Origin of the sequence: Spongiactinospora sp. TRM90649, from assembly GCF_029382225.1 — a bacterium.
Classification (GTDB): Bacteria; Actinomycetota; Actinomycetes; order Streptosporangiales; family Streptosporangiaceae; genus Spongiactinospora.
The window spans coordinates 1-22,436 of record NZ_JARLTC010000064.1; the positions used below are offsets into that span (position 1 = coordinate 1).

The 22,436-nt window shown below is 70.9% G+C and carries 23 protein-coding genes; 11 read left to right on the forward strand and 12 right to left on the reverse strand.

The window, feature by feature from the left end:
• Positions 1-113 precede the first annotated feature (113 nt).
• The 3 genes from P3X83_RS42470 (at position 114) to P3X83_RS42480 (ending at position 1,767) form a co-directional block, all read left to right on the forward strand.
• A complete protein-coding gene (locus P3X83_RS42470) occupies positions 114-515 on the forward strand; it encodes a VanZ family protein (RefSeq protein WP_277311148.1) in 402 nt (133 codons plus the stop codon).
• Between the two features lie 150 nt (positions 516-665).
• A complete protein-coding gene (locus P3X83_RS42475) occupies positions 666-1,418 on the forward strand; it encodes a GntR family transcriptional regulator (RefSeq protein WP_277311127.1) in 753 nt (250 codons plus the stop codon).
• 124 nt (positions 1,419-1,542) lie between these two features.
• Positions 1,543-1,767: a hypothetical protein gene (locus P3X83_RS42480; RefSeq protein ID WP_277311128.1), complete on the forward strand. Its 225-nt coding sequence runs from the start codon at positions 1,543-1,545 to the stop codon at positions 1,765-1,767.
• Between the two features lie 283 nt (positions 1,768-2,050).
• Here the strand turns inward: P3X83_RS42480 and P3X83_RS42485 are convergent, their stop codons facing one another.
• Entirely contained in the window at positions 2,051-3,199 is a 1,149-nt protein-coding gene (locus P3X83_RS42485) for a hypothetical protein (protein WP_277311129.1), read from the reverse strand.
• A 172-nt stretch (positions 3,200-3,371) separates the two neighbouring features.
• Between P3X83_RS42485 and P3X83_RS42490 the strand changes: the two genes are divergently transcribed.
• The 3 genes from P3X83_RS42490 to P3X83_RS42500 all read left to right on the forward strand — a co-directional run bounded on the left by P3X83_RS42490 (position 3,372) and on the right by P3X83_RS42500 (position 5,653).
• Positions 3,372-3,905, forward strand: coding sequence for a gamma carbonic anhydrase family protein (locus P3X83_RS42490; RefSeq protein ID WP_277311130.1), 534 nt, complete (start codon positions 3,372-3,374; stop codon positions 3,903-3,905).
• A 43-nt stretch (positions 3,906-3,948) separates the two neighbouring features.
• Positions 3,949-5,286, forward strand: a complete 1,338-nt coding sequence (locus P3X83_RS42495) for a hypothetical protein (RefSeq protein WP_277311131.1) — start codon at positions 3,949-3,951, stop codon at positions 5,284-5,286.
• A 178-nt stretch (positions 5,287-5,464) separates the two neighbouring features.
• The gene (locus P3X83_RS42500) at positions 5,465-5,653 is read left to right on the forward strand and encodes a hypothetical protein (protein WP_277311149.1); all 189 of its coding nucleotides are present in this window, start codon (positions 5,465-5,467) and stop codon (positions 5,651-5,653) included.
• 156 nt (positions 5,654-5,809) lie between these two features.
• Here the strand turns inward: P3X83_RS42500 and P3X83_RS42505 are convergent, their stop codons facing one another.
• From P3X83_RS42505 to P3X83_RS42530, 6 genes are all read right to left on the reverse strand, one after another.
• The gene (locus P3X83_RS42505; protein ID WP_277311132.1) at positions 5,810-6,091 is read right to left on the reverse strand and encodes a metal-sensitive transcriptional regulator; all 282 of its coding nucleotides are present in this window, start codon (positions 6,089-6,091) and stop codon (positions 5,810-5,812) included.
• 25 nt (positions 6,092-6,116) lie between these two features.
• A complete protein-coding gene (locus P3X83_RS42510; protein WP_277311133.1) occupies positions 6,117-7,214 on the reverse strand; it encodes a glycosyltransferase in 1,098 nt (365 codons plus the stop codon).
• Complete coding sequence (locus P3X83_RS42515) at positions 7,211-8,035, reverse strand: hypothetical protein (protein WP_277311134.1); 825 nt, start codon at positions 8,033-8,035, stop codon at positions 7,211-7,213. Before P3X83_RS42515 ends, P3X83_RS42510 begins: the two co-directional genes overlap by 4 nt.
• A gap of 129 nt (positions 8,036-8,164) precedes the next feature.
• On the reverse strand, positions 8,165-10,273 hold the full coding sequence (locus P3X83_RS42520; RefSeq protein WP_277311135.1) for a (Fe-S)-binding protein: 2,109 nt from the start codon (positions 10,271-10,273) through the stop codon (positions 8,165-8,167).
• Positions 10,274-10,438: 165 nt separating this feature from the next.
• On the reverse strand, positions 10,439-11,062 hold the full coding sequence (locus tag P3X83_RS42525; protein WP_277311136.1) for a TetR family transcriptional regulator: 624 nt from the start codon (positions 11,060-11,062) through the stop codon (positions 10,439-10,441).
• 41 nt (positions 11,063-11,103) lie between these two features.
• Complete coding sequence (locus tag P3X83_RS42530; RefSeq protein WP_277311137.1) at positions 11,104-11,922, reverse strand: sugar phosphate isomerase/epimerase; 819 nt, start codon at positions 11,920-11,922, stop codon at positions 11,104-11,106.
• 254 nt (positions 11,923-12,176) lie between these two features.
• Between P3X83_RS42530 and P3X83_RS42535 the strand changes: the two genes are divergently transcribed.
• From P3X83_RS42535 to disA, 3 genes are all read left to right on the forward strand, one after another.
• On the forward strand, positions 12,177-12,875 hold the full coding sequence (locus P3X83_RS42535; RefSeq protein WP_277311138.1) for a class I SAM-dependent methyltransferase: 699 nt from the start codon (positions 12,177-12,179) through the stop codon (positions 12,873-12,875).
• Between the two features lie 37 nt (positions 12,876-12,912).
• Positions 12,913-14,316, forward strand: coding sequence for a DNA repair protein RadA (gene radA / locus P3X83_RS42540; RefSeq protein WP_277311139.1), 1,404 nt, complete (start codon positions 12,913-12,915; stop codon positions 14,314-14,316).
• 74 nt (positions 14,317-14,390) lie between these two features.
• Positions 14,391-15,485: a DNA integrity scanning diadenylate cyclase DisA gene (gene disA, locus P3X83_RS42545; RefSeq protein ID WP_277311140.1), complete on the forward strand. Its 1,095-nt coding sequence runs from the start codon at positions 14,391-14,393 to the stop codon at positions 15,483-15,485.
• 22 nt (positions 15,486-15,507) lie between these two features.
• Here disA and P3X83_RS42550 read toward each other — a convergent pair whose 3' ends face one another.
• Entirely contained in the window at positions 15,508-16,266 is a 759-nt protein-coding gene (locus tag P3X83_RS42550) for a hypothetical protein (protein WP_277311141.1), read from the reverse strand.
• 152 nt (positions 16,267-16,418) lie between these two features.
• Here P3X83_RS42550 and P3X83_RS42555 point away from each other — a divergent pair, with 152 nt between their 5' ends.
• On the forward strand, positions 16,419-17,294 hold the full coding sequence (locus tag P3X83_RS42555) for an A/G-specific adenine glycosylase (RefSeq protein ID WP_277311142.1): 876 nt from the start codon (positions 16,419-16,421) through the stop codon (positions 17,292-17,294).
• A 7-nt stretch (positions 17,295-17,301) separates the two neighbouring features.
• Here P3X83_RS42555 and P3X83_RS42560 read toward each other — a convergent pair whose 3' ends face one another.
• Positions 17,302-18,021 carry an MBL fold metallo-hydrolase gene (locus P3X83_RS42560; RefSeq protein WP_277311143.1) on the reverse strand — a complete coding sequence of 240 codons (720 nt, stop codon included), beginning with the start codon at positions 18,019-18,021 and terminating at the stop codon, positions 17,302-17,304.
• A 108-nt stretch (positions 18,022-18,129) separates the two neighbouring features.
• Between P3X83_RS42560 and P3X83_RS42565 the strand changes: the two genes are divergently transcribed.
• The gene (locus P3X83_RS42565; RefSeq protein WP_277311144.1) at positions 18,130-18,405 is read left to right on the forward strand and encodes a hypothetical protein; all 276 of its coding nucleotides are present in this window, start codon (positions 18,130-18,132) and stop codon (positions 18,403-18,405) included.
• Between the two features lie 59 nt (positions 18,406-18,464).
• On the opposite strand, the gene P3X83_RS42570 is transcribed toward P3X83_RS42565, so the two are convergent.
• From P3X83_RS42570 to P3X83_RS42580, 3 genes are all read right to left on the reverse strand, one after another.
• Complete coding sequence (locus tag P3X83_RS42570; protein ID WP_346742795.1) at positions 18,465-19,973, reverse strand: helix-turn-helix transcriptional regulator; 1,509 nt, start codon at positions 19,971-19,973, stop codon at positions 18,465-18,467.
• An 858-nt stretch (positions 19,974-20,831) separates the two neighbouring features.
• Positions 20,832-21,749: a TIM barrel protein gene (locus P3X83_RS42575; protein WP_277311146.1), complete on the reverse strand. Its 918-nt coding sequence runs from the start codon at positions 21,747-21,749 to the stop codon at positions 20,832-20,834.
• Between the two features lie 462 nt (positions 21,750-22,211).
• A partial coding sequence (locus tag P3X83_RS42580; RefSeq protein WP_277311147.1) for a hypothetical protein occupies positions 22,212-22,436 on the reverse strand: 225 nt, incomplete at its 5' end.

Consider the following 22,436-nt stretch of genomic DNA (forward strand, 5'->3'; position numbering starts at 1 on the left):
CCCGGGGCGGGGGGCCCCCCCCCCCCGGCGGGGCGGGGGGGGGGGCCGGGGGGGGGGGGGGGGGCGGGCGGGGCCCCCCCCCCCCCCCCCCCACCGCGCTGGCCGACGTGGTCATGGTGGTGGGCACCCTGCCGTGGCTGTGGATGATCCTGACTCCGCGCCCCGGTCCCGGCGGGGTCAGCGCGGTGCCGTTCCGCGATCTGGCGCTGCTCGCCACGGCGCCGCCGTCGGTGGTTTCGGTGCAGGTCGGAGGCAATCTGCTGGTGTTCTCCGCACTCGGCGCGATGCTGCCGGTGCGCTTCTCGCGGCTGGCCCGCCCGGCCGGTCTCGCGGTGGTCGCGGGGGTCGCCGCCGGTGGTTCGCTCACCGTGGAGGTGCTCCAGTACGCCCTGGCGCTGGGTCGCGTCAGCTCGATCGACGACGTCATGATGAACACGGCGGGGGCCCTTGTCGGCGCGGTTGTCAGCCGTCCGTGGTGGGCACCCTCATTAGCGGTCCGGACCGTTCCACGGTAACGGACTGAGAAAACCCCCGGAGATCACCACACGGGCACGATCCGCTCAAAATCAGCTCGCGACCAACCTGCGTATCTGTGCGATCGTGGACAAGACGGGGCAAGTTCTCTGGAGACGCCAAACCCACTTGGTGACAGAGGGTGATCAAACGTGTCGGAATCCCCGGTATCCAACGAGCCCCCGATCTATCGGCGCATAGCCGACGGGCTCCGCGCCGCGATCCTGTCCGGCGAACTGCGAGACGGGGATCGGTTGCCGGGTGAGAACGCCCTGATGGCGGAGTACGGGATCGCCCGCGCCACCGCCAGACAGGCGCTCTCCGTGCTCATCAACGAAGGTCTGGCCGTGCCCAAACGCGGGTCAGGAGTCTACGTGCGGAGGTTCAAGCCGATCAGGCGGCACGGCTCCCGCCGTCTGGCGCGCGATCAATGGGGACAGGGCCGGGCGATCTGGGACTCCGACACGCGGGGCCGGCCGTACACGGTCGACGCGGTGCGGATCACACGCGAGCCCGCGCCCGAGAACGTGGCGCGGGTGCTCGCAGGATCGGAGGTGTGGGTCCGCAGAAGGCGCTACTCGGTGGACGGCAGGCCGGTGCAGTTCGCCACCTCGTACTTCCCCGCCGACCTGGTCGAGGGGACCCCCATCACACTCCCCGACACCGGCCCCGGCGGCGTCTACGCCAGGCTCGGCGACCTCGGCCAGGCCCCGGCGCACTTCACCGAGGAGGTGCAGGCGAGGATGCCGCAGCCGGAGGAGGCGACCTCGCTGGACCTCCCGGCGGGCACTCCGGTGCTGGTCGTGTGCAGGACCGCCTACACGGCGGGAGGCACGGCGGTGGAGGTCAACATCATGGTCTTAGACGCCGCGTCGTATGTACTCCAGTACGACTTCGACGCCTAAGTCAAGCGAAAAAATCAAGCGGGAAGGTTGACCTACCCCCACCGATCATTGATTTCTCTAGAGATGTGCCTCACCGTCAAAGGTGCAAGGGCGCAAACCGGGCCTCGGGGAAAGGGTGGACTAGATGTCCTTGGACCGGCATCTCGCAGAAATCGCCCGAGAGTACCCCGACTGGACCATCTGGCGTAGCGACGCGGGACGGTGGTGGGCCACCCGCCACCACCCGCTGTCGCTTACCGAGCGCGAGGCGGGCCTCGCCATGACCATCGACGCCGACACCCCGGAGGGCCTGCGCGAACAACTGGTCGACCAGCGAGAACGGGCCGCCTCCTTGGAGCCCGACCCCTAGCACGTCCCGTGGAACGCGCCACACCGAGGGGGGCGTTCCACGGGGCCCACGCCGCCCGGTGCCGGGGTTCGGCGCGCAGCGCGGCCCCGGCGCCGGGCACCACAGACGCGGAAGCCTCCGACCCTATCGGGGGCGGGGGTTTCCGCTTCGACCCACCCGCGTCAACGGCGCCGCGGGTCGGGTTCTCCGCAGTAACCGATGCGTGCGCGGGCGAGCCCACACCCACTGCACCAATGCCCGCGCACGGGAACGGGACGGCGACCGCCGATCACGGTCAGGAAGGTCATCCCCGGTCGCGCTGGGACGGAGCGAACGAGTCGGGCACCCCGTCGGCCTCGGCATCGTGATCGCCACGCCCCGGCCGGTCGTCGGAATCGGTCTCCAGGTCGCCGTCCCGTTCCGAGGGGCGCCCCGCGCCCCGGTTCGCCTCGTCGGCGTCCACGATCACCCGGACCACCTCGACGTCGGGGTCCGCGGCGTCGCGCGGCTCGACCAGCCGGTGCGGGTCGTCGGCCGACTCGGGCAGGGCGTCACGCGGCTCGGTCAGCTCACGCATCGGCGGGGGCGGCAGCACCTGGGCCTCGTTCACCAGCGGCCCGGCGGCGCTCTCCTGGTGCAGCAGGTCGCCCAGCACGGAGCCGATCTCGTTGAGCCGCCGCATGACCTCACCGTGCGTGTCGGTCAGGTAGGCGACCCTGCGGCCGGTCTGCTCGTCCAGCGCGGAGGCGCGGCCCTGGGCGGAGGTCAGCGTGGACTCGGCCTCGGATCGTGCCGACGTCAGCGTGGATTCGGCCTCCGAGCGCGCGGCACCGAGCGTGGCGTCGGCCTCCGCGCGGGCGGCGCCGATCGTCTGCTCCGACTCGCTCCTGGCCGCCTTGAGCACCCGCTCGGCCTCGGCCTGCGCGGTGCGCACTTTCTCCTCGGCCTCGGCCCGCGCGGTGGACACGGTCTCCTCGGCCTGGGCCTGGGACTGGGCCAGCATCCGCTCGGCGGCGGCGGTCGCCTCGCCCACCCGGCGCTCGGCCTCCGCCTGCGCCGCGCTGAGAATGCCCTCGGACTGCTCCTTCGCCGACCCGACCAGCCGCTCGGCCTCGGTGGTGGCGTCGTCGCGCAGCCGGGTGGCCTCGTTCTCGGCGTCTTCCCGCTTGGCGGCGGCCTCCTCCTCGCCCAGCTTGAGGATCTGCGCCAGCCGGGGGCTGAGGTCCTCGTAGCTCTGCGGGGCCTCGACCATGCGCCTGCGGGCCTCGGCCAGCTCGATGCGCCCCTGCTCGGCCTGGTCGATCGCGCGCGCCAGCCGCTCCTCCAGATCACGGATCTGGTTGCGGCTGCGGATCATGTAGTCGTGGACCTGGCGACGGCTGTAGCCACGCATGACGACCTCGAACGAGTCGTCCTGCATCAGGTCGGGGAAGCTTTCCTGCTGATTTGTCATGGCATTGCCCTGGGGGTCTACGAGGTGAAGAAGGACGACGGCTCTGGCCGGAGGTGTGCCGGGGTGAGACGTGGCGACTGACGTCAGGAGACGACTTTCCTGCCTGCGGGCCGACTCCGCAACCCGAACGCACCACCTGCTGTTGAAATATCGGACTTACTACCATGAATCTATGGAAGCTCTCCCCTTCATCGCGGCCCTCCCCCCTGACGCGACTCCCGACATCCATCCAGAAGCGTATGTCGCCCCGGGAGCCGTCGTGGTCGGCAGGGTACGGCTGGGCCGGGCGGCCAACGTCTGGTACGGCAGTGTGCTGCGCGCCGACGACGAGCGCATCGAGGTCGCCGAAGAGTGCAACATCCAGGATCTCTGCTGCATGCACGCCGATCCGGGGCACCCGGCCGTCCTGGAGCCCAGGGTGAGCCTCGGGCACCGCGCGGTGGTCCACGGCGCCCATGTGGAGACCGGCGCGCTGATCGGGATCGGCGCGATCGTGCTCAACGGGGCGCGCGTCGGCGCCGGTTCGCTGGTAGCGGCCGGAGCCGTGGTGCCGCCGGGGCGCAAGGTGCCGCCCGGCGTGCTGGTGGCGGGCACGCCCGCCAAGGTGATCCGCGAGCTCACCGACGCCGACCGGGACACCTTCACCCGAACACCGGCCGGTTACATGGCCAAGGCGGACCTGCACCGCTCCGCGCGGCGAACCTGACCTCTCGCCGTGCAGGGGCGTAACGTCCCGCGGGACGTCTAACATGGCCGCCGTGCGACAGTGGGATGGATTCTCGACCATCGAGGGCGACGTGCGCGCCATGGTCGACGATCCGCGCTGGACGGGATTGCCGTCACAGGCCAAGGCGCAGGCCGTGGCCGCGCGCATGCTCGTCACGCCCGACGGCGGGCGCTGGCTGTTCGGGGCGCACGCGCGGTGGTACCGCCAGGATCCGGTGGACGGGCGCTGGCACCTGTCCGCGCCACCGCTCGACCAGGGGCTTCGCGCCTCGGCCCACGTGGTGCGGCACACCACCACGCTGGCCTCCGAGCTGGTGCCGCCCGGCCCCGACTTCTCCTTCGAAGAGGGGTCCACCCAGTGCTTCGTGGGCCCCGACGTGCCGCTGCACATCATCGAGCGGGTGCGCACGCTGGTGGTGTCGCGCAGGGCGCGCCACGAGGACTTCCCGCTGACCACGGAGCCGCTGCGCGAGATCTTCGCCGGCGACGTCTCCAGCACGGTCGCGGCCGTGTGGGGCACGCTGATGTGGTGCGCCTACGCCCCGGCGTTCGACGGCAACGAGGTGCTGCTGTCGATGTTCGGCGAGTTCCTGGCGGGCGCCCTGCCCGGCGACGAGTTCGTCCGGTGGGTGAGCCCGGTCTCGCTGCTCGACCTGGCGGGCCTGTACGCCGAGCGGATCAGGGCCGGGGAGCCCAAGGCGGGCCTGCGGCTCGCCGCGCTGATGGCCAACACCGCCGACGCGGTGCTGGAGGACGACCGCTTCCGCCCGCGCGCCACCGCCCTGCTGGCGATGCTCCAGCCCGCGCTGCGCACCCGCGATCTCGACCACGCGGCGGCGCACCAGGGCGACGCCGCCGTGCGCCGCGCTTGGCTGGCCCGCTGCCCGCCGGAGCTGACCCGCGCGGTCATCTTCGAGACCTCCCCCGGCGAGCACTTCCGGCACACGGTGTACGACCTCGTGCAGGCGCTCGGCTACCTGAACCGGCGGCGCGGCGACCCCCGGGTGACGGCGGCGGCGCTGCTGGCCGCCGACGTCGCGGCGCTCGCGCCCAAGGCCGCCGCCAAGCTCTATCCGTGGCTCGATCCGGAGATGCGCCACGTCATGCACACGGTGCTGGCCGACCGCACGCACACGCTGCGCGCGACCTGGCCCGACGACGGCGAGCTGCCCGCCGCCCTGCATCCGCCCGACGTCGGCAGCGGCGCGACCCTGCTCGGCGCGGCCTACGCCACCGGGCTGGCCTGGTGCTCGCTGGCCCAGGTCGCGATCCCGGCGCGCGGCTTCGCGACCGCGTCGGCGACCGCCCGCAGGCTCACCCTCCACCCGATCTTCGCCAATGAATCGGGCTTAAACCATTAAGGGGGTAATTTCCTGCTTACCTCCTCTATATCCTTCCGATACCCTCGGTCCGCAAGATTCATCGAATTGTGATCTCCCACTCCGTAAATGATCCTTCCCAGCATCGGTAGAGGCGGGAAGGAATGGTCAGGATGGGCCATGTCGCCGAAAGGCCCCCAGTCGTAACCTCGGTATGGGTGTGGGCTGCGGAAGGAAGGACGACGCGGTGGGGCACGACGACATGGACCTGCGGGTCCACGACCGTGTCGCGTTGGACGAGATCGCTCTCTACGCCGAGGTGCTCACCGCCGTCGCCATCACGGAGCGACGGCTGACCTTGGAGGAGCTAGACAACGCGCTCGGATTGCGGACTCCGGCGAACCACTGAACTCCTGCGACCGGCCGGTCTGCGAGGCCCCGGTGGAAAAGGGTTCACTGAAGACCATCACATCTGCCTAGTCCCGGCCACCCGAAGGCCGGGACTACGCATTTACCGACTAGCCCGCCGCGCCCGCGGTTGACTAGTCAGTCTTCTTCGGCGCATCTACGACTTGACCAGCCTGGCTATCGCCGCCGAAGCCTCCTTGACCTTCTCCTGCGCCTCGGGGCCGCCGGTGTTGATCGCGTCGGCCACGCAGTGCGCGATGTGGTCCTCCAGCAGGCCTAGCGCGACCGCCTGCAACGCCCTGGTGGCGGCGGAGACCTGAGTGAGCACGTCGATGCAGTAGGAGTCTTCCTCGACCATCCGCTGCAGGCCGCGGATCTGCCCCTCGATACGCCGGAGCCGGGTGAGATAGGCCTGCTTGTCCCCGCTGTACCCATGCATGTACCCAAGGTACCCCTAACCGGTATCACCGCAGGCCGGAGATGAGTTCCTCCCACCGCGCGGCGACCGTGGGGGCGGCGTATCCGCCCGCGCTGTCCAGCGCGCCGGCCGCCAGCGCCCGGCGGCGGCGCTCGTCGTCGATGAGCGAGAGCAGCGCCGCCGCGTACGCCTCGACCTCGCCGTCGCCCTCGGCCACCAGCAGGCCGTTGCGGCCGGACTCGACGAACTGGCCGGGGCCGCGCGGGCCGTCGAAGCCGACCACCGGCACGCCGCAGCCGAGCGCCTCGATGACGGTCATGCCCAGCGCCTCGGCCTGTGAGGACACCGCCACGATGGACGCCTTGGCGAACTCGCCGGTGAGATCCGGCGTGATGCCCATGAAGTAGACGTGGTTGTGCAGCCCCAGATCGCCCACGATGCCGCGCAGGCGCTTCTCCTCGGGGCCGGAGCCGTACAGGCGCAGCCGCCAGTCGGGGCGCTTGTCCGCCACCACGGCGAAGGCCCGCAGCAGGCGGTCGTAGCCCTTCACGGGCACCCACCGGCCGCCCGCCGCCACGATGCGGTTGTCCATGCGCGAGCGCGGCCACGGGGGCGCGGGAAGGGCGTCGGGCACCAGATGGACGGCGGGCCCGCCCGCCTCGCCGGGCGCGCCGCCCGGCGAGTCGCCCAGCAGGCGCCCCCACTCTTCGCGCCCCGACTCGGTGGCGGCCACCACGCCATCGAGCCTCGGATAGAAGCGTTTGATCGGCTCGGGGGACGGCGGGCGCCCCCACTCCCTGGCCAGCCTGATCACCTGGCGCGGGGCGTGCTTGGCCGCCTGCACGCCGATGGCCGGCCGGGTGGTGATCAGCACGTCGGCGCGCAGCGACCGCAGCCTGCGCCACAGCGCGACCTCGGCGCGCATCCGGCCGTTGGGCAGCAGGTGGCGCACGCCGGGGCGCACGTCGATCAGCCAGCGCAGCCGCACCCGGGGGTCGATCGAGAAGAACGGCTTGTCGCGGTGCCGCTTGACGCTGAGGATCTCCACGTCGTGGCGCTCGGCCAGGTCGGCGGCGAGGTTGACGACGGACCGCACGTCGCCCCGCATGCCGTACACCGAGGGCAGCACCACGCAGATCCTCACACGCCCACCTCAAGCCGCAGTTCGTCGTCGGCCGTGAAGGAGGGCCGGATCGGCACGCCGTCCACGGTGGCGGCGGGGTAGTGCAGGCGGCGGCGCTTGCCGTCCACGTCGTCGAGCATGGCGCCCAGGCGCAGCGGCGTGGCCACGCCCTCGACCTCCAGAGAGGGCTCCCACGGCCCGGTGGACTCGTTGGCCGCCTCGATGACGTCGCACAGCGACAGGGCCGCGTGGAAGCGCACGCCCTGGACGGTCGCCGTGGCGGTCAGGACGGCCTCCGGGGAGCGCCGGTGCAGCGCCAGGCGGGCCTCGTGGCGGGCGTCGTCGTCATCGAGCCCGGTGTAGGCCAGCAGCCCGGTCACCTCGAACCGGCCCTCGCGGAACCACACCGCGCGGACGTCGGCGACCGGCCGGGCCTCGGAGATCTTCAGCGCGAGGTTCCCGTTGAGCGTGCGGTAGGCGCGGTACGCCAGGGTGCGCCGGGCCAGCGCGTAGGCGTCGAGGTGGTCGAGGGAGAAGCCCGGGTCGATGCTCTTGAGCCGGACGCGCTGCTCGCCGACGCCGAGATAGGCGTCCCACCGGCCCGGTTCGAGCCGCAGCGTGCCCAGGGAGACCGCCAGCGCGGCGTCACGGACGTCGCCGCCCCAGCCGTCGAGGGGGATGTGCCGCTCGACGCCGTTGCCCCGGTGGCGCAGGACCAGCTCGGCCGTGTGACCGAGCGGCCCGTCGACGGCCAGGCGCAGCGAGAGGACATCGGCCAAGGTGACCTCGGCATCGGTGACCACGACGCGCACCCGCCAGCCCTCCCCCTCGAAATGAGCCACGCGTCTGTGAGGTTACCGTGATTTTCCTGTTATGTGGAGAAAGGGTTTCACCCTTCCACCTGCCAATCACGTCCACACCCGCGTCGGCACAGGAGCAGGGCCTATTCGACCTTGAATTGTAAAGAACCGTCAAGAGGCCGGGGTGGCCGGCGCCTCGCCCTTGACCGACCTGATCAGGAGCTGGGCCACGTCCACGACCTCCAGCGACTCCTTGGCCTCGCCGGAGTTCTTCTTCTCGCTGATCGCGTCGCCCAGCATCACCAGGCAGAACGGGCAGGCCGTGGAGACGCGGTCGGGGTCGGTGGTCAGCGCCTCGTCCACCCGCTCGGTGTTGATGCGCTTGCCGATCCGCTCCTCCATCCACATCCGCGCGCCACCCGCGCCGCAGCAGAAGCCGCGGTCCTTGCAGCGGTGCATCTCCTGGGTCTGCACGCCAGGGACCTTGGCCATGATGTCGCGGGGCTGTGCGTAGACCTTGTTGTGGCGGCCGAGGAAGCAGGGGTCGTGGTAGGTGATCTTCTCCTCGATCGGCGTGATCGGGGTGAGTTTGCCCTCCTCGACCAGCTTGGCCAGCAACTGGGTGTGGTGGACGACGTCGTAGTTTCCGCCGAGCTGCGGGTATTCGTTGGCCAGGGTGTTGAAGCAGTGCGGGCAGGTGGCCACGATCTTCTTCACGCCCGCGTCGTTGAGCGTCTCGATGTTCTGCTGGGCGAGCATCGAGAACAGGAACTCCATGCCCAGCCGTCGGGCCGGGTCGCCGGTGCACGCCTCCATCGGGCCGAGCACCGCGAACTTCACGCCCGCGATGTGCAGCAGCTCGGCGACCGCCTTGGTGGTCTTCTTCGCGCGGTCCTCCAGCGCGCCCGCGCAGCCGACCCAGAACAGGTACTCGGTGTCCTCGGGCATCTTGTCGTCGACGATCTCGACCTCGAAGTCGAGCTCCTCGACCCACTCGGCGCGCTTCATCTCGGACATCCCCCACGGGTTGCCCTTGTTCTCCAGGTTCTTCAGCATCACCCCGGCCTCGGAGGGGAAGCTGGACTCGACCATGACCTGGTAGCGCCGCATGTCCAGGATGTGGTCGATGTGCTCGATGTCCACCGGGCACTGCTCCACGCAGGCCCCGCAGTTGGTGCACGACCACAGCACGTCGGGGTGGATCACGCCGTCCTCGCCGACCAGCGGCTTGTCCAGCAGCGCCAGCACGTCCTCGTGGAGGTCCTTGCGCTGCTCCTCACCGGCCAGCAGGTACGGCGCGACCTTGAAGGCGTGGTCGCGCTGGTCGAGGATCAGCATCTTCGGGGACAGCGGCTTGTCGGTGTTCCACGCCGGGCACTGCGACTGGCACCGCCCGCACTCGGTGCAGGTGTAGAAGTCGAGGAAGCCCTTCCAGCTCGTGTCCTCCAGCTTGCCCCGGCCGAACACGTCGGTGTCGGGGTCGGCCTCCTCGAAGTCGAGCAGCTTGCCGCCGCTGCGCATCGGCTGCGCCGCGCCCATGCCGTCGGGGCGGCGGGAGAAGAGCACGTTGAGCGGGGCGGTGAAGATGTGCAGGTGCTTGGAGTACACCACGATCACCAGGAACACCAGCATGACCGCGATGTGCAGCAGCAGGCCCACGTGCTCCAGCGCGTCGTTGGCCCCCTCGCCGAGCGGGCGCAGCGCCGCCGCGACCCCCTCCGACACGAACGCGCCGGAGCGGTAGGGGAAGTTGCCGGTGTTGATGGCCGCCGCCCGGTAGAGGAACAGCGTCCAGATCACGTTGAAGATCATGAACAGCACCAGCCAGGCCCCGCCGAGGTGCGACCCGGAGAAGCGCGACGAGCGGCCGAGGGTCTTCGGCGAGTTCTTCACCCGGATGACGGCGAAGGCGCCCAGCCCGATCAGCGCGGCGGCGGCGATGAAGTCCTGCAGGAACGCCAGGACCGGCCAGGTGCCGATGAGCGGGATGTGGAAGTCGGGGGTGCCGGTCACCGCGCCCTGGACGAGCGCGCCGTACGCCTCGATGTAGACGGTGAGCAGGATGAAGAACGCCCACATGACGAAGAAATGGGCGGTGCCCGAAGGGGTCCACTTCAGCAGTTTGCGCTGGCCGAACACCTCGACGAGCTGTGCCTTGAGCTCCGCGCCCGCGTTGTCCCTGGCGTACTCGACACGCTCCGGCGCCGGCTGGCCAACGGTGGCGAGCCGGTACAGGAACAGCGCACGGCGCGCCGTCAACGCGACCGCCGCGGCGGTCATCAATAGCCCTATGATCGCTACGAGGAGCACCGAACCTCCCACTACTACGTTGGCTGCCAGCGTAGACCGGCGGTCACCGAGAATGACGGCCGGGGGCCCAGGGTAGAACAATGCTCGGTGCGCTCCGTCGCCGGGGGGTGGACGCTACCCCGCTCGGCGAAGACCTCAGTCGTCGAACAGGTAGCGCTGCACGGCCGGGCCGATCACCTCGGCCAGCTCGTCGATCTCCACCGTGGCCAGCGGCTCCAGCTTGACGATGTAGCGCATCGCCATCATGCCGAAGAGCTGCGCGAACGCCGCCTCCGCACGCAGCGGCGACACCCCCGCGAGCGTGATCACCCGCCCCAGGATCGCCTGCATGAGGAACTCGCGCACCATGCCGACGGCCTGCTCGTTGGTCATCGCGGTGCGCATCAGCGCCATCATCGGCTCGCGGGCCTGCGGGCTGGCGGTGATCGTCAGCAGCTCGCGGACCAGCCGGAACCCGGTCTGCTCGCGCGGGCCGTCCAGGATGCGCGGGATCACCTCGCCGGGGTCGGCGGGCAGTTGCATCGCCGCGACGAACACGCCCTCCTTGCTGTCGAAGTAGTGGTGCACGAGCGCCGGATCGACGCCGGCCTCCCGCGCGATCCCCCGGACGGTGGCCTTGTCGAAGCCCTTGGCCGCGAACACCTTGCGCGCCGCGGCGAGGATCTCCCCGCGCGTGTCGGCCGCGCCGGGACGGCGTCCGGGCCGCCGTCCGGGGCCGCGCCGCCGCTGACCGCCTTCCGCCTGGGCCTTCGTGCTCACGCCTTGGTCCGTGCTGGTGGTGCCGGAGGGCGTCGGCGCGTTCACGTGCCCGCCGGTGACGCCGCCAGGTACAGGCGGGCGAAGGCCAGCGCCTCGGCGAGATCGTCGATCCGCTCGCTGCGGCTGGCCGCCTTGCGGGTGTTGATCTCCAGCACCACCAGCCCCTCGTAGCCGGTGGCCGCCAGCCGCTCCAGGATCGGCGCGCAGGGCTGGTTGCCCCGGCCGGGCACCAGGTGCTCGTCCTTGTTGGCCGTGCCCAGCCCGTCGGCCAGGTGCAGGTGCGCCAGCCGGTCGCCCAGCTTGACCGCCATCTCCATCGCGTCTGACCCCGACACCGCCGTGTGCGAGAGGTCGAGCGTCACATCGGGGAAGTCGTGATCGACCGGGTTCCAGCTCGGGGAGTACGGCACGACCTCGTTGCCGCGCGCACGCAGCGGGAACATGTTCTCCACCGCGAACGTGACGTCGGTCTCCTCGCGCATCCTGGCCAGGCCGTTCTCGAAGTCGCGAGCGTACTCCCGCTGCCAGCGGAACGGCGGGTGCACCACCACCGTGCGCGCGCCCAGCCGCTCGGCGGCCTTGCGCGCCCGGACCAGCTTGGCCCACGGATCGCGCCCCCACACCCGCTGCGTGACCAGCAGGCACGGCGCGTGCACGGCCAGGATCGGAATCTGGTAGTGATCGACCAGCCGTTCCAGGACGTCGACGTCCTGGCTCACCGGGTCGGCGCCCACCATGATCTCCACGCCGTCGTATCCCAGGCGCGCGGCCAGCTCGAACGCGTCGGGGGTGCGCTCCGGATAAACCGACGCCGTCGAAAGCGCGATCTCGGCACTGGGCAGTCGAACCACTTCACTCACTCCGGGACCTCGTGGACATCGCCGCCCTGGCGACCTCGTTGACGTCACTCATCTGGCGACCTCGCTGTTCGGCACCGCTCGCGGCCGAGCCCCCGCCCGTCGGATCGGCGACTGCGGCCACGATCGCTCACTAGCCAGACTAAGCGGGCGCGCCGATGATTGGCGTCACGCCGCCCGTGGGCCGCGTCACTCGGCCGCCGCGCGGCCGATCCGCCCGTGCTCAACGGGCCTCGCGCCGGGATAGGTTGGACGTCATGGGCCGGATCGCCAAAGGTGCCATTCCCAGTCCGAACATCTGGAACAACCCCCGGGTCTACGAGCTGGAGAACCGCGCGGTCGACCCCGAGCGCCGGGCCGACGCCGCGATGGCCGCCATCCGCCCCTGGGACGACTCCGACGTCCTCGACATCGGCTGCGGCACCGGCTACCACCTGCCGTCGTTCGCCGCGACCGCCCGGCGGGTCGTCGGCGTCGAGCCGCACGGCGACCTGGCCGCCCTGGCCACGCGCCGCTGCGCCGCCCTGCCCAACGTCTCCGTCCACACCGCCTCCGCCCAGTCCTTACCGCTCCCCGACGCCTCCGTTGACGTCGCCGTCGCCCGCTGGGCCTACTTCTTCGGCCCCGGCTGCGAACCCGGCCTCACCGAGCTGAGACGCGTCGTCCGGCGCGGCGGCGTCGCCTTCGTCATCGACCTCGACGCCTCCCGGGGCGCCTTCGGCCGCTGGTTCTCCCGGTCCACCCCCACCTACTCCCTTCGAACGGTCGAAGACTTCTGGGCCCGGCACGGCTGGCGGCGACAGCCCCTCGACCTGCGGATGGTCTTCGAGCGCCGGGCCGACCTGGAGGCCGTGCTGCGGATCGAATTCACCCCCGAGGTCGCCGATCTGGCCATCTCCGAAGCCCCCGGCCTGGAGATCGCCTACCCGAACATCCTGCGCTGGCACGTCTTCTGACACCTGTTTGTCGGTTCGGGGCGCTAGCCTGCCGGGCATGGCCAAGACTGCTCAAAAGCCCGGCTACCGCTGCGCGGAGTGCGGCTGGCGCACCACCAAATGGGTCGGGCGCTGCGGAGAGTGCCAGGCGTGGGGCACGGTCGAGGAAGAGGGCACCCGCGGCGGGGTGCACGTGACCTCGGCCGGGGCGGTCACCGCGCCCGCCATACCGATCGGGCAGGTCAAGGCCGAGACCGCCGCCGCCCGCACCACCGGGGTGGGCGAGCTCGACCGGGTGCTCGGCGGCGGCCTGGTGCCCGGCGCGGTGGTGCTGCTGGCCGGCGAGCCCGGCATCGGCAAGTCCACCCTGCTGCTGGAGGCCGCGGCCAGGATCGCCCGCGCCGAGACCGTCCTCTACGTCACCGGCGAAGAGTCGGCCGCCCAGGTGCGGCTGCGCGCCGACCGCATCGGCGCGCTCCAGGACCGCCTCTATCTGGCCGCCGAGACCGACCTCTCGGCGCTGATCGCCCACGTCGAGCAGGTCCGCCCCGACGTGCTGATCGTCGACTCGGTGCAGACCATCGGCTCGGCGCAGGCCACCGGCGTGCCCGGCGGCGTCACCCAGGTGCGCGAGGTCGCGGGCAACCTGGTGCGACTGGCCAAGGAACGCGGTATGTCCACCATCCTGGTCGGCCACGTCACCAAGGACGGCTCCATCGCCGGTCCCCGCGTCCTGGAGCACCTGGTAGACGTCGTCCTGCAGTTCGAGGGCGACCGCCACTCCCGGCTCCGGCTGGTCCGCGCGATCAAGAACCGGTTCGGCCCGGTGGACGAGGTCGGCTGCTTCGACCTGCACGAGCGGGGCATCGACGGCCTCACCGACCCCACCGGCCTGTTCGTCTCCCGGCGCGGCGAGCCGGTCCCCGGCACCTGCGTCACGGTCACCGTCGAAGGCACCAGACCGCTGCCCGCCGAGGTGCAGTCGCTGGTCGCGCGCACCGAGGCCCAGCAGCCCAGGCGCACCTCCTCCGGGCTCGACCCGTTCCGGGTGACGATGGTGCTCGCCGTCCTGGAACGCCGCCTCAATGCCCGGCTCAGCGGCTGCGACGTCTTCACCGCCACGGTCGGCGGCATCCGGCTCAATGACCCCGCCGTCGATCTGGCCGTGCTGCTCGCCGTCGCCAGTTCCGCGGGTGACAAACCACTTCCCCCCGGCATGGTGGTGCTGGGCGAGGTCGGCCTCGCCGGCGAGCTGCGTCCCGTCCGTGACGTGCGGCGACGCCTGTCCGAGGCGGCCCGGCTGGGCTTCTCCCAGGCGCTGGTGCCCGCCGGTTCGCTCGACGTCAAGGACGGCGGCCCGGCATCTCTCGTGCCCGTCGGCGACCGCAGCGCGAACCTCGCGCCCGGTTTCGACGTCACAGAAGTAGAGCATGTCTGGGACGCGCTGCGGCACGTCACCTGACTGCCCCGGCCGCCAGGCCCGGTCCGATGGCGCGCCGGTAAGCTTGGCTGTGGTAGGCGACCAGCGGGGGTCATGTGGCAACGGACGACAAGGGGTTCGACGAGCGACGAAGAGCCACACTCGCCGAGGTCGCGCCCGGCACGGAGCTACGCGACGGGCTGGAGCGCGTCCTGCGGGGGCACACGGGCGGGCTTGTGGTGCTCGGTTACGACAGCACGGTGGAAGAGTTGTGCAGCGGCGGCTTCGAGCTCGACGTCGACTTCTCCGCCACCCGGCTGCGCGAACTCGCCAAGATGGACGGCGCGATCGTGCTGCGCGACGACTACAAGATCGTGCGCGCGGCCGTGCACCTGGTGCCCGATCCCTCCATCCCGACCGACGAGGCGGGCACCCGGCACCGCACCGCCCAGCGGGTGGCCAAGCAGACCGGCCGCCCGGTCATCTCCATCAGCAAGTCCATGCGGATCATCGCCCTCTACCTGGACGGCATCCGCTACGTGCTGGAGGAGTCCTCGGTCATCCTGTCCAAGGCCAACCAGGCCCTGGCCACCCTCGAACGCTACAAACTCCGCCTGGACGAGGTCTCCGGCACGCTCTCCGCGCTGGAGATCGAAGACCTGGTGACGGTCCGCGACATCACGGTGGTCGTCCAGCGGCTGGAGATGGTGCGGCGCATCGCCCGCGAGATCGAGGGCTACGTGGTGGAGCTGGGCACCGACGGGCGGCTGCTCAGCCTCCAGCTCGACGAGCTGGTGGCGGGCGTCGAGCCCGACCGTGAGCTGGTCGTGCGCGACTACATCCCGGCGCCTTCGGGGGGTGCGGCCCGCCGTCCGCGCAAGGTGGCCGACGCGCTGCACGAACTCGACCTGCTGTCCTCCAGCGAACTCCTCGACCTGCCCCGCGTTGCCGCGATCCTCGGCTACGCCGGGGCCGACGCCCTCGACATCCCGCTCAGCCCGCGCGGCTTCCGCCTGCTCGCCAAGGTCCCCCGGCTCCCCGCCTCGGTGGTGGAACGCCTGGTCAACCACTTCGGCAGCCTGCAAAAGCTGCTCGCGGCCGGAATCGACGACCTCCAGTCGGTGGGCGGCGTGGGCGAGGCGAGGGCCAGGAGCGTCCGTGAGGGCCTGTCACGCCTGGCCGAATCCTCCATCCTCGAACGCTACGTGTAACGGGCGCTTTGGGTACTTTGGGTCACCGAAGGTGAAAAACAGCCTTCCCCGGGTTTCCCAGGTCGTCGGCGTGGACGGCCGCCACGTAGGTGCCGGGGCGTGCGCCCGCGCGGCTGATGTCGCACCGGGAGCCGGAGCGCAGGCGATCCCACTCGATCGGCCGGACGTACGGGATGCCGCGCTCCAGCCGCCGGATCTCGATCCCGTCGCCGCTGATGCAGTCGGACGACGACCAGATCCGGTCTTTCCCCGACGTGATCCGCACCTCCAGGGCGCGCGGCCCGACATCGGTCTTGCACATGAGGTCGCCGGTGTTTACCAGGGTCAGCGTGAACCTCGGGCGCGTGCCGCCCGGGTAGACCTGACGCTCACCTGACAGGCTCACCACCAGGTCGCCCTTGGCGCACGGATCGCCCTCCTGACGCGGCGGGCTCGGCACCGTGTTGGGCGACAGCGTCGTCGCGGCCGTGACGGCGGCGGAGGCGGTGGCCGTGGGCACGGCGGGTCTGCCGGGCGTGGGCGTCGGCTGCGCCCTACGCCCCTTCTCCCCGGCGTTCGCGGACGGCCCCGGCTTCGGACTCGCCGCGAGCGCGGCCAGCGGATCCGGCCCGGTGGGGATGGCCTGCGCGCCCGAGGGCCGATGCGCCCCAGAGGTCGATGAGCACGCCCACGCCACCACGGCGACGACGACGAGCACCGCGACGAGCAGCGCCATTCGGCGACGCCAGTAGATCTCGGGATCGGCCTGCCGAAGATCATCGCGGAACGTGTCCGGATCCATACGCACAGTATGCAGAATCCTTGCCGGGCGAGGGCAACCTGAAACCCGCCCAGGCGGTTCAACAACAATCCCAGACATTCCAGACATCCCACTGAACCGTCGTGGTGGCTCGGGCGGTTCGGGGTGAGGGTGGGGTCCGCTAGGTTCGTGGGGTGGCCGAGCCGAATCCGCTGCGTGAGCCGTTGCTCGACTGGTACGGCACGCATGCCCGCGACCTGCCCTGGCGGCGACCCGACACCACCCCCTGGGGCGTCCTGGTCAGCGAGATCATGCTCCAGCAGACCCCCGTGGCGCGCGTGCTCCCGATCTGGGCCGCGTGGCTCGCCCGCTGGCCCACCCCCGCCGCGCTGGCCGCCGAGCCGCCCGGCGAGGCCGTGCGCGCCTGGGGCAGGCTCGGCTACCCGCGTCGCGCGCTCAACCTGCACGCGTGCGCCCGCGCGATCGCCGAGGAGCACGGCGGCGAGGTGCCGTCCGACCACGCCGTCCTGCGCTCGCTACCCGGCATCGGCGAATACACCGCCGCCGCCGTCGCCAGCTTCGCCTTCGGCGGACGGCACGCCGTCCTCGACACCAACGTGCGGCGCGTCCTCGCCCGGGCCATGCGCGGCGAGGAGTACCCGCCCAAGGCGACCACCGCCGCCGAGCGCACCCTGGCCGAGGGCCTGCTCCCCGTGCTCGACGCCCCCACCTGGGGCGTCGCGGTGATGGAGCTGGGCGCGCTGGTCTGCACGGCCCGCGCGCCGCGCTGCGTGGACTGCCCGATCACCGCGCACTGCCGCTGGCGGCTCGCGGGCCGTCCGCCGCACGACGGCCCCGCCCGCAAGGGCCAGACCTACGAGGGCACCGACCGCCAGTGCCGTGGACGCCTGCTCGCCGTGCTCCGCCAGGCCCACGGCGCGGTGCCCAAGTCCGCGCTCGACGTGGTCTGGCCGGAGCCGATCCAGCGCGAGCGCGCCCTGGACGGCCTCGTCGCCGACGGCCTCGCCGAAGTCCTCTCCGACGGCACCTACCGGCTCCCCACGTCCTGAGCCGGTGTCAGGAGAGCCGCCCGACGGCCTCCCTGAACCGAGCCGAGGCACCCCCGGCGACCGGCTCACCGTGCCCGAAACAGGCGATCTCCGTCTCCAGCAGCGCCACCCGCCGGAACGAGTCGAGGGCCTGCGGCGGATCGACGTTGAACACTCCGGGAAAGACCGGAGTGTCGGGATCGTCAGACCCCGGATCACGCGCCGCGATGTCCCCCGTGAACAACACACCGTACGCGGGCAGGTGCAGCACAACGCTGCCCGCCGTATGACCGGGCACCGGCACGACCCTGGCCCCGCCGCCGAAGCCGATCACGTCGCCGTCCTCGACCTCGCGGTCCACCCGCACCGGCCGAAGCGCCGCCACCGAGATCTCCTTGTTGGCCCGCTCGAAGATCGGCCGCTCCCAGTCCGACAGATCCGCCGGCGGCATCTCCGCCTCCCCCCGGACGGCGGGCGCGTCCGCCCGGTGCGCGTAGACGGTCACGTCGCCCCACGAAGCGATCTCCGCCGCCCCGCCCACATGATCGATGTGGCCATGCGTCAGCACCAGCCGCCGCACGTCCCCCGGATGATGCCCGATCTCCAGGATCCCCTCCGCGATCCGCGCCCCGGCGCCGGGAGCCCCCGAGTCGATCAGCGTCAGCCCGTCGGCGTCCTCCCACAGGTAGACGTGCCCGACGGGGAATCTGAAGAAGTGGAGTTCGGGAGTCAGTCGAACGATGTCCATGCGTCCCACGCTAGGGAACACGCCGGACCCCACTCCCCCATCTACGCCGTGGGCTAATCGGCCCTGAGCAGAGCGCGCGCCGTCACACCGAGGTTGACCTTGCCGGCCGTGACCGACACCGGCGGGCCCGGCCGTCCCGTGGTCTACCTCAACAGCCGGTTCGCCACCCAGACGTACTGGCGGCGCGTCGTCGCCGAACTCGGCCGCGACCCCGGCTACCGGCAGACCACCTACGACATACGGGCGCGCGGCAGGTCCAGGCGCGCGGCGGACTGCCCGTCGCGCTGCACTGAGCGAGCCGGAATCCGGAGCGCCTGGCGGGGGCGTCCGCTGCGCTTGTGCGATGAGGAGCGGATGCGCGCGGCCGGCATCGACATGGCCTAACAATCATCCGATCGACCGAGCCGAGCACATGCCGCCCCTCCCATGAACGGCCTTGGCTCTCAGCTCGCCACCAGCGCCCGCAGTTCTCGTACGGCCGGCAGCCCCTCCGCCTGCTGCGGCAGCGCCGAAACGATCCGGTCGGCCCACAGCCGCACAGCCGTCGTCCGGTGCTGGGCGGGAAGCCCGCCGTACACCCTCGCGGTCTCTTCCACGGCCTGCTCTACCTCGCCCATTCGCACCAGGCACATGCTCTTGCGCATCTGGAGGATGCCCTGGGCGCGAGGGTTGGTCTCTCGCCTAGCCTGGTGGGTCAGTTCGTCATAGACCTCCGGGTCGCCGATGAGCACACATGTGGCGGCGCGTTCCCACACATGTCGCTCTTGGGACCAGCCCCAGATGGCCGCCCTCTCCCCGGCCACCGCATCCGGCAGCCGTGACGCGTCTTCGTCGAACTTCGCCAGCAGGTCAGGATCGTGGCCCGCGTCGCCGCTACCGATTTCCACCATGGACCGCGCTATCCGTGCCTCCATCAGGCCCGCGCTCATCTTCCCTGCGGCCAGTGCCTCCGCCTCGGCGATGAGGGAAGCCGCGTCGACCGGTCGCAGAGCGCACGACTCGGTGAACGCGTGCCGCCCGCGGACCCATACGCGCAGGCCCAGGTCACCGGAGGCGTCAGCGGCCTTACGCGCCGTACGCCACCAGCGTCGAGCCGCCGACGGATCACCCAACTCGTGCAGGGCGATCGCCAGCAACGCGGACATCTGCCCCGTCACCCGCTGAAGGCCCGCCTGCTCCAGATCACGACGATGCCGCGCGACGTACTGAACGTCAGCGAGACGAGGAGCCGCCTTCGCGATGAACTCTCGCGGCGGAAGAACCCTGATCGCGTACGCGAGCTCGTAGGCGGCGGCCTCCAACTCATCCAAATCGTCCGCTTGACCGAGCGCGCGGTTGAGGCCCGAACGAAGGAGCTCCAGAGAGTCCAAGGGGAGGGCCGCGCCTGCTGACAGAGCCGCCAGCAGGCGTACGGTGGCACGACGTTCCATCTCGTCGTCCTCGGTGTGAGGGGGTCGTCCTCTCCTAATACCCGCGCGCAACACGTCGAATTCCACCGCGAAGGCATGCAGGGCGATGAGATGGCCTCCTGCGCCGGTGACTTCGTCTATCAGCCGGACGGTGTCCGCACTGGGGTGGACGGTCCCCCGCTCGTACTCGGAGATCACGCTGTTGTCCACGTGCACGGCGTCACCCAATTCACGCTGGGTGCGATCACCTCGCCAATGCCGGATGGCCGCACCGAGCAAATGCCAGGGCGATTGAGTAGGAGTGAGCGGATCAGGGCGTCGCGGCATCGAAACTCCATTGCGGAGTGTTATCAGACATAACCTTTCGAAATTACGCCTGGTAGACGGCTCGCCAGGTGGGCTCATGATGACATCGCGGCGTGGCCGCAGAAGAGTGAACCATCGAAGCTCCAGAATCCTCCTGCAACGCCTGACACCACCTTCACCACGAAGACCGAGCCCCACGAAAACGATGACCTGACGGAGCCATGCCTTTCCTGGCATTCATTGGCATCCATCCAGATCTCGGTCTTGCTCTGGCGTTCAGGCGACCTACGGACGGCGCAAGCGTCGGGCGAAGCCCGACCCAGAAAGCACGTCCGAGCGCAGCGAGGCCCATTGGCTCCTCGATCCCGCGCGGACGGCAGGGCGCACAGCGACGACAAACGGCACACGGAGACGACGGAAAGCGCCCAGCCGAGGCCGAGACGACGGGCCGGGCGGGCAGGATGCGGCGCGGGAGCGGCGGGCGGTGGTCGCCGGGGAGCTCTTCCACAGGTGTCGGATCCCTGCGGCGTGCGGCCTTCGCCAAGGGAAACCGGCTCGCCGTGGGCGTTACGCGCAGCAGGAGGGGCGATCCAAGCCTCCAGCCCCGGCACGTTCCAGGTGACCTACGGACGGCGCGAGCGTCGGGCTTCGCCCGACGCCAGAAAGGCGTCCGAGCGCAGCGAGGCCCATTGGGCGCCCGCCCCCGGCGGGGAGGGCGCGGCGTACGGCGGCACGGGTGTCAGGGGGTTCGACCGCAGGGACGGCAGGGCGTACGGCGGGCTGGTGCCTGCGGCGTGTGAGGGGAAGGCGTGGCTGAGGGCGGGTCGGCAACCGATGCGTATGGCACCGGGTTGGCCCCAAGAGCGGGATAGCCGGTGCCGTAACGGTGAGGGAGGACCGCGCTCGGAGAGCGCCGGGCAGGGGGCTTGGCCTGGTACGGACGTCGGACGGCACTGTGCGTGCCGTACACGGTCACCCCGCGAAGAGAGCCTGAAGCCCCCTAGGCGTCCGAAGGACGCTACTTAACAAAAGCCCCCATTCGGTACTTCGCAGGCCCGTACAGCGCCTCACAGCCCCATACAGGCCCAATTCCACCTATGCCGCGAGCTGCAGCCCCAGAGAAGTGAGGTTGCGCCGGGCCCAGTCGAGTTCCTCCGCGAGGGCGTTGACCAGCGCGCCCGGCCCCTTGGCCCGGAGCGGGACGGCCAGGCCGTGGGTCTCCACCTCGACGTGCGCCGTGCCGTTGACCGTGCCCGACAGCATCGCGGTGAGCGTGTCCTGCAGTACGGACCCGGTGGTCGGAGCCTCGCCGCCCGGGGACTCGCCCGCGTGGGCGTGCAGGTGGCCCAGCTTGACCACCGGGGCGCCAGCGCGGGCCAGGTTGCGCAGGGCCGCGCCGGGCTCTTCGGTGCCGCCGGCCAGGTGGCAGGCGTCGAGGCAGACGCCGAGGTGTTCGGAGTCGATGCCGCAGACGCGTTCGAGGGCCTGCTCGGTGGTCTCCAGCACGCACCCCGGCCAGGGCTCGAAGCCGACGCGGATGGTCTTGCCGGTCACGCTGTACAGGCCGCGCAGCTCGCGGGAGAGGCGTTCGAGGCGGTTGGCCGCGATGGTGTGCAGGTCGGCGGGCCAGTCGCGGCGCCAGCCGATGGGGATGGTGGAGATGCTCCCGGACTCGACGTCGTCGGGCAGCAGGAAGGCGAGGATCTTGGCCAGCGCCATCGTGTAGCGGTAGCGCTCGGGCTTGGCCCAGTCGGGGCCCGGGGAGTCGAGGTTGCGGCCGCCGGTGCCGTTGAGGCTGACGACCTCCAGGCCGCGCTCCTCAAGGGAGCGGCGCAGGCGGACCAGTTCGATGCGGTCGGCTATCAGGTGGTCGGCGACGCTCGGGGCCAGCCACAGGCCCACGCCCAGGCGTTCGACGCCGAGGCGCTTGCGAACCGGCATCGCGTAACGCGTGAGGTGGGCGATCAGGTTCTCAAGGTCCTCGGCCGGGTGAACACCGGCGTTGTATGCCAAGTGAACGAGCGTGCCGTCATCGTGGCGCATGCGCATCCGGTGCCTCCAGCGTGCTACGTATGTAAGCCGTGCCGCCGCCATCGGCGGCGGTGCCCGGCCGTATGGGGGCGAAAGCCCCCTCCCTGCCGGAATCCGGCCGGGTCTGCCCGAGCATGCCCGGAAGTTCGCGGGCTGCGCGTCACCCCTGGAGCCCATTACGGACTACTGCGCTGGGGTGACCCCGGGCCGACGTCACGCTACGGGCGGCTACTTGTGAGCCACTTGAGCCAGACTTGGCCGTATTCGCTCTACGCAGTGTAGTACTACATCCGGTGGCGCGATACCGGATACTCCCACAAAAAAGCGAAGCCCCGCGTGGACCATGCCACGCGGGGCTCCGCATTGCCTGAAACTTGACCGGCCAGGCCTTAGTCCGGGCTGAGCCGGGCTAGACCGACCGGTGTCTCGGCGAGGGACGGCGCGTCAGCGCTGGCCCGCCTCGACGATGGCCGCCGCCGAGTCGGGAACCCTCGGCGCCGGGGCGTCCTCGCCGACGAAGGTGAACTTGGCGTTGTCGCCCTCACCCTCGACCGCGATCTTGACGATCTGACCGGGACGCAGCTCGCCGTAAAGGATCTTCTCCGACAGCGTGTCCTCCAGCTCGCGCTGGATGGTGCGCCGCAGCGGGCGCGCGCCCATCACCGGGTC

Excerpts from the sequence above, each read along its gene's own strand:
- P3X83_RS42470 (WP_277311148.1), top strand. The coding sequence starts at position 114 with ATGGTGGTGGGCACCCTGCCGTGGCTGTGGATGATCCTGACTCCGCGC.
- P3X83_RS42480 (WP_277311128.1), top strand. The coding sequence starts at position 1,543 with ATGTCCTTGGACCGGCATCTCGCAGAAATCGCCCGAGAGTACCCCGAC.
- P3X83_RS42485 (WP_277311129.1), bottom strand. The coding sequence starts at position 3,199 with ATGACAAATCAGCAGGAAAGCTTCCCCGACCTGATGCAGGACGACTCG.
- P3X83_RS42490 (WP_277311130.1), top strand. The coding sequence starts at position 3,372 with ATGGAAGCTCTCCCCTTCATCGCGGCCCTCCCCCCTGACGCGACTCCC.
- P3X83_RS42495 (WP_277311131.1), top strand. The coding sequence starts at position 3,949 with ATGGCCGCCGTGCGACAGTGGGATGGATTCTCGACCATCGAGGGCGAC.
- P3X83_RS42505 (WP_277311132.1), bottom strand. The coding sequence starts at position 6,091 with ATGCATGGGTACAGCGGGGACAAGCAGGCCTATCTCACCCGGCTCCGG.
- P3X83_RS42520 (WP_277311135.1), bottom strand. The coding sequence starts at position 10,273 with ATGACCGCCGCGGCGGTCGCGTTGACGGCGCGCCGTGCGCTGTTCCTG.
- P3X83_RS42535 (WP_277311138.1), top strand. The coding sequence starts at position 12,177 with ATGGGCCGGATCGCCAAAGGTGCCATTCCCAGTCCGAACATCTGGAAC.
- radA (WP_277311139.1), top strand. The coding sequence starts at position 12,913 with ATGGCCAAGACTGCTCAAAAGCCCGGCTACCGCTGCGCGGAGTGCGGC.
- P3X83_RS42550 (WP_277311141.1), bottom strand. The coding sequence starts at position 16,266 with ATGGATCCGGACACGTTCCGCGATGATCTTCGGCAGGCCGATCCCGAG.
- P3X83_RS42560 (WP_277311143.1), bottom strand. The coding sequence starts at position 18,021 with ATGGACATCGTTCGACTGACTCCCGAACTCCACTTCTTCAGATTCCCC.
- P3X83_RS42570 (WP_346742795.1), bottom strand. The coding sequence starts at position 19,973 with ATGCCAGGAAAGGCATGGCTCCGTCAGGTCATCGTTTTCGTGGGGCTC.